This window comes from Actinomycetota bacterium, from assembly GCA_036280995.1.
Taxonomy (GTDB): Bacteria; Actinomycetota; CALGFH01; order CALGFH01; family CALGFH01; genus CALGFH01.
In genome coordinates this window covers 1-4,820 of sequence record DASUPQ010000058.1, presented here as the reverse complement: position 1 = coordinate 4,820, position 4,820 = coordinate 1, and the positions used below count along the sequence as shown (strand labels likewise).

Below are 4,820 nucleotides of genomic sequence, written 5' to 3'. Positions count from 1 at the left end.
GCAGGCCCTGCCGTTCCTGGTGCTCGGGGTTCTGGTGAGCGGGGCCATCACGGCGCTGGTGTCGCCGGCGGTGCTGGAGCGGCTGCTGCCGCGGTCGGCGCTGCTGGCCGTGCCCAGCGCGGCCCTGGCGGGGACGGCCCTGCCGGGGTGTGAGTGCGCCTCGGTGCCGGTCGCCGGTCGCCTCGCCGCCCGGGGCGTGCAGCCGGCCGCCGCGGTGGCGTTCATGCTGGCCGCCCCGGCGGTGAACCCCATCGTCCTGGTGGCGACGGCGGTGGCCTTCCCCGGGCAGCCGCAGATGGTGCTGGCCCGGTTCCTGGGCTCGCTGTTGACCTCCATCGCGGTCGGTCTGGTCTGGTGGCGGGTGGGCGGTGACGCCTGGGTGGAGCGGGTCCGCAGCCGGGTCGCGGGCGCCAGCGACCCTCGCTGGCCGGCCTTCAGCTCGGCCGCCCGCCATGACCTGTGGGATGCCGGAGGCTGGCTGGTGGTGGGCGCGGCTGCGGCGGCGACGCTGCAGGTGCTGGTGCCGCGGTCGCTGCTGCTGGCGGTGGCTGACCATCCGGCGCTGTCGGTGCTGGTGATGGGCGGGCTGGCGGTGCTGCTGGCCATCTGCTCGGAGGCGGATGCGTTCGTGGCGGCCAGCCTGCGCGAGTTCTCGCTCACGGCACGGCTGGTCTTCCTGGTCGTGGGCCCGGCCGTGGACGTGAAGCTGATCGCGATGCAGTCGGGGGTGTTCGGCCGCCGGTTCGCGGCCCGCTTCGCCCCCCTCACCTTCGGGGTTGCCGTCGCCTGCGCGCTGGTTGTTGGCCAGGTGGTGTTGCGATGACCGATGAGCAGACCCGCAGCGTGCTGCTGGTGGTCCTGGGCGCGACGGCCATCTGGCTGTGGTGGAGCGGGGAGGTGCTCAACTACGTCCGGCCCGGGCTGGCTCCCTACCTGCTGGCGAGTGGGGTGATCGTGGGGCTGCTGGGGCTGCTGCCGCCGGTCGGCCTCCTCGGCCAGCAGGCGGCCGGTCCCGCGCACGGCTCCGGCGGCCACCAGCACACGGCCCGGGTCGGTTGGCTGTTGCTGGTGCCGGTGCTGGTGGTGCTGCTCGTCCAGCCGACCGCGCTCGGGTCCTACGCGGTCTCGGGCCGGTCGGTGGTCCCAGGTGGCGACGACGACCAGTACCCACCGTTGGCCGCCCCGGTTCGGGGCGCGGTCCCGATGCCGATGGCCGAGTTCATCACCCGCGCGGTCCGCGACCCCGGCCAGTCGCTGACCGGGGTGCGGGTACGGCTGACAGGGTTCGTCGCCCCCGCCGAGGACGCCGACGGCTACCGGCTGACCCGCTTTGTCATCTTCTGCTGCGCCGCCGACGCCGAAGCCCTCCAGGCAGTCGTCCATGGCGACCCGGCCCCCCGGGCCCGGGACCAGTGGCTGGAGGTCGAGGGAACCTGGCTGCCCCGCCCGGCCGCCGTCGACGACCCGACCCCACCCCCACCGGTGCTCCAGGCCGACCTGGTGCGCCCGATCGCCCCGCCCCGGCCCCCGTACGAGTACTCGGTCCAGTTCACCGGCTGACCGCCTCAGTGGCCGACGTGGGCCCGGGAGCGGCGCGGCACCAGGCTGGCGCCGGCCAGGCCGGCCCGGTCGAGCGCAGCGCGTAGGCGCTCCAGCTCCACGGGGTCCAGGCGATAGGTGAAACGCGGTGCACCGTCCAGGGTCTCGGTGCTCTCGATGACCGGCATCGGATCATCCTCGACCCAGACGCGGGCGTCGGTGGAGAACGGGCCACAGCGTCGCAGCAAGTCAAGCTGCCCGGGGTCGTGGAGGTCGAGGGCGGCCCGGCCCACGGTGAAGGCCTTGCGATACCAGGACCCACCACGGTCACGGCTGGTTGCCGCCTGCTGCTGCACCTCCAGCACCGCCTGGCGGGCATCGGTGGGTAGCTCCTCCAGCGGCGGCCAGCCGCTGGTCCCCACGGCCGCATGCGACAGCACCGGCTGATGGAGCGCGAGCACCTGCTCGAAGCACAACACGGACTGGTCCGAGGCCAGGCCGCGGCGTGGTGAATAGGGCATGCGGGCTGCGGCCGGGCTGTGGTGGGCCAGCTGATCGGTGGCCTCGGCCTGTGGGGCGGCCAGCGCGGCCGCGAGCATGGTGGTCAGCGGGACCGCCGCGATCAGCCCGACCGAGCCGCACAGGGTCCGCACCACCTCGACCGCCGCCACCTCGGCCGTGGCCACCTCGCCAAAGCCGGCGCCGCCGGTGCTGAACAGCACCAGCAACGGCAGCGACGCCCCCGCATAGGCCAGAAACAACGTGTTCACGGTGGCGGCGATGTGGTCGCGGCCAACTGCCAGGGCGCCCTGGACCAGCTGGCCGAAGCTGGCCGATGGGTTGGCGCGCCGCAGCTCGAACACCAGTGAGGCCTGGGAGACGGTGACGTCGTCCAGGACGCCCAGGCCGCCGATGATGATTGCGGCCAGCAACAGGCCACGCAGCGACAGGCCGCCGACCTGGAAGCTGGCCTTCTGCGCATCCTCGCTGGCCAGCCCGGTGAGGGCGGTCGCGGCCACGAACCCGGCGGTCAGGACCGCGGTCAAGCCCAGCGCGAGGGCGGTGCCGACCACCGCGGCTGTCGTCTTGCGGCTGACACCATGGGACAGATACAGCGAGACCAGCATGATCGCCATGGCCCCGACCAGCGCCACCGGCACCGGGTTGTGGCCACCCAGGATGGCCGGGACGATGAACCCGATGATGATCGCCAACGACACGACCAGCCCGAGCAGCGACCGGACCCCCTGCCAGCCACCGAAGGCGACCACCGCCAGCACGAACAGCGCCACCAGCACCACCATGGGCCGGGTGCGTTCCAGGTCCTGGATGTAGTAGCTCGCCTGGCCTCCTTCCTGTTCCACCTCGGCCAGCTTGACCCGCTGGCCAACCCGGAGGGTATCGCCGGTCGGATCGGTGGTCTCAAAGCTGACCCGCCGGCCACCGGCCAGCTCGGCCTGCACCTTGACGCAGGTCGCCTGGGCGGCAGCCGGGTCGGCCTGCTCACAGCGGACCTCCTGCACCCCGGTCAGCGTCGCCGGCACCACCCGGGTCGCATCCTGCTGCCCCGCCCCGGCCGGCCTGTCGACCTCCCCGCGGGGCCAGAGCGCCGCCGCACCAGCGACGACGACCAGGGCCAGCACGCTGACCACTACCAGCATCACCCGATGGCGGCGAACCACCTTCTCCATGGGGGTGAACGCTATGCCCTCCGGCCCACCCAGGACCAACCAGCTCGCTGCAGCCTGAAGGGGGATGGAGCGTCGCTCTGTCGTCCGAACCCGTGACGAGAGGCCGACAAGCTTGCGGATGGACAGGCCCCCGCGCGACCAGCCGGGCAGGATGGAGGATGACACCGAGCGAGGGAGGAGACCATGGAGGTCCAAGACGTCATCGCCCAGGCGCGGGACACACTCACCGTCAAGCGGGTGTTCGGTGAGCCGTACGAGAAGGACGGCGTGACCATCATTCCCGCGGCCAGAGTCCAGGGCGGTGCGGGAGGCGGAAGCGGCGAAGATCCCCAGAGCCAAGGCAAGGGATCGGGCAGCGGCTTTGCCATCACCGCCCGCCCGGTTGGAGCGTTCATCATCCGCGAGGGCGAGCTGAGCTGGCGACCCGCGGTGGATGTCAACCGGATCGTCCTCGGCGGCCAAGTGGTCGCCATCGTCGCCCTGCTCACCATCCGGGCAATCATCAAGGCCAAGGCCAAGCGGTAGCCGAAGCACAATCGAACCGGAGAGCAGTCAGCTTCCTGTAGCGGAGCTGCTTGTCGCAGAACCGGACCTTTTTGCGACAGCCACCGCGGCCTGCTGACCATGGGCCCTCGGCGCGTCCAGAACTCGTGTCCGAAATCAACGTCGCGCAACCACCGCTGTCACAGGATTCTGCGACGGTTCCCGGCATGGGACACCTGCTCGGCTATGCCCGCGTCTCCACCACCGACCAGCAACCTCAACTCCAGGTTGATGCTCTAGAACACGCCGGCTGCTACCGGGTGTTCACTGAGACCGCCAGCGGCGCTCGTACCGACCGCCCCGTCCTCGAGCAGCTCCTGGACCAGCTGCGCCCCGGCGACACCCTGGTCGTCTGGAAGCTGGACCGCCTCGGCCGCTCTCTCCGGCACCTGGTCGACACAATCACCGGTCTCGCCGACCGCGGCATCGGGTTCCGCAGCCTCCAGGAGGCGATCGACACCACCACCCCCGGCGGCAAGCTCGTCTTCCATGTCTTCGCCGCCCTGGCCGAGTTCGAACGCGACCTAATCCGCGAACGCACGGCCGCAGGACTGGCCGCGGCTCGGGCCCGCGGCCGCCACGGCGGCCGACCCTCGGTCATGACCAGCCACAAGCTGCAGGTGGCCGAGGAGATGTACGGATCCGGGCAGTACACGGTCAGTGCGATCGCCAAGACCCTTGGCGTCAGCCGGGCCTCGATCTACCGTCACGTGGGGGGCTCAAACGGTTCTCTATCTAGGAAAGAAGCTCCTCAAAGTCGACATGGTCGATGACCTTCTGGATCTCCGGCTCCTTGCTCAGATTGATGGGTTGCAGCTCCGCGCCCCGACGAAGGTTGACCAGCAGCTCGGTCGCTGTGTCCTGAACAATTCTGCTCGCGTCGGCGTCGCGCCAACGCACGCCGTCGAAGGCTGAGCGCAGAAACCGGCCAGCAAGAAGACACTCCAGCCTCGGCCTGCCGTAGGCGTCTGTACCCGCGTGGCGGAGGACCACCGAACGGATCGCCGTGATGCCGGGGGCCACCGCAAAGGCCTCGCGCATGGTGAC

The 4,820-nt window shown here is 71.0% G+C and carries 6 protein-coding genes; 4 read left to right on the top strand and 2 right to left on the bottom strand.

Features of this window, described 5'->3' with window-relative positions; all coding sequences use genetic code 11:
- A partial coding sequence (locus VF468_01640) for a permease (protein HEX5877023.1) occupies positions 1 to 823 on the top strand: 823 nt, incomplete at its 5' end.
- Entirely contained in the window at positions 820 to 1,560 is a 741-nt protein-coding gene (locus tag VF468_01635) for a TIGR03943 family protein (GenBank protein ID HEX5877022.1), read from the top strand. The genes VF468_01640 and VF468_01635, both read left to right, overlap by 4 nt.
- Before the next feature lie 5 nt (positions 1,561 to 1,565).
- On the opposite strand, the gene VF468_01630 is transcribed toward VF468_01635, so the two are convergent.
- A complete protein-coding gene (locus VF468_01630) occupies positions 1,566 to 3,230 on the bottom strand; it encodes a YibE/F family protein (protein HEX5877021.1) in 1,665 nt (554 codons plus the stop codon).
- A gap of 183 nt (positions 3,231 to 3,413) precedes the next feature.
- On the opposite strand from VF468_01630, the gene VF468_01625 reads away from it, so the two are divergent.
- Both VF468_01625 and VF468_01620 read left to right on the top strand, forming a co-directional pair.
- Positions 3,414 to 3,755 carry a spore germination protein GerW family protein gene (locus tag VF468_01625; GenBank protein ID HEX5877020.1) on the top strand — a complete coding sequence of 114 codons (342 nt, stop codon included), beginning with the start codon at positions 3,414 to 3,416 and terminating at the stop codon, positions 3,753 to 3,755.
- 185 nt (positions 3,756 to 3,940) lie between these two features.
- Positions 3,941 to 4,546 carry a recombinase family protein gene (locus tag VF468_01620; protein ID HEX5877019.1) on the top strand — a complete coding sequence of 202 codons (606 nt, stop codon included), beginning with the start codon at positions 3,941 to 3,943 and terminating at the stop codon, positions 4,544 to 4,546.
- Here VF468_01620 and VF468_01615 read toward each other — a convergent pair.
- Positions 4,509 to 4,820, bottom strand: a 312-nt coding sequence (locus tag VF468_01615; protein HEX5877018.1) for a hypothetical protein, incomplete at its 5' end; no start/stop codon positions are given. The two genes, VF468_01620 and VF468_01615, sit on opposite strands and share 38 nt — an antisense overlap.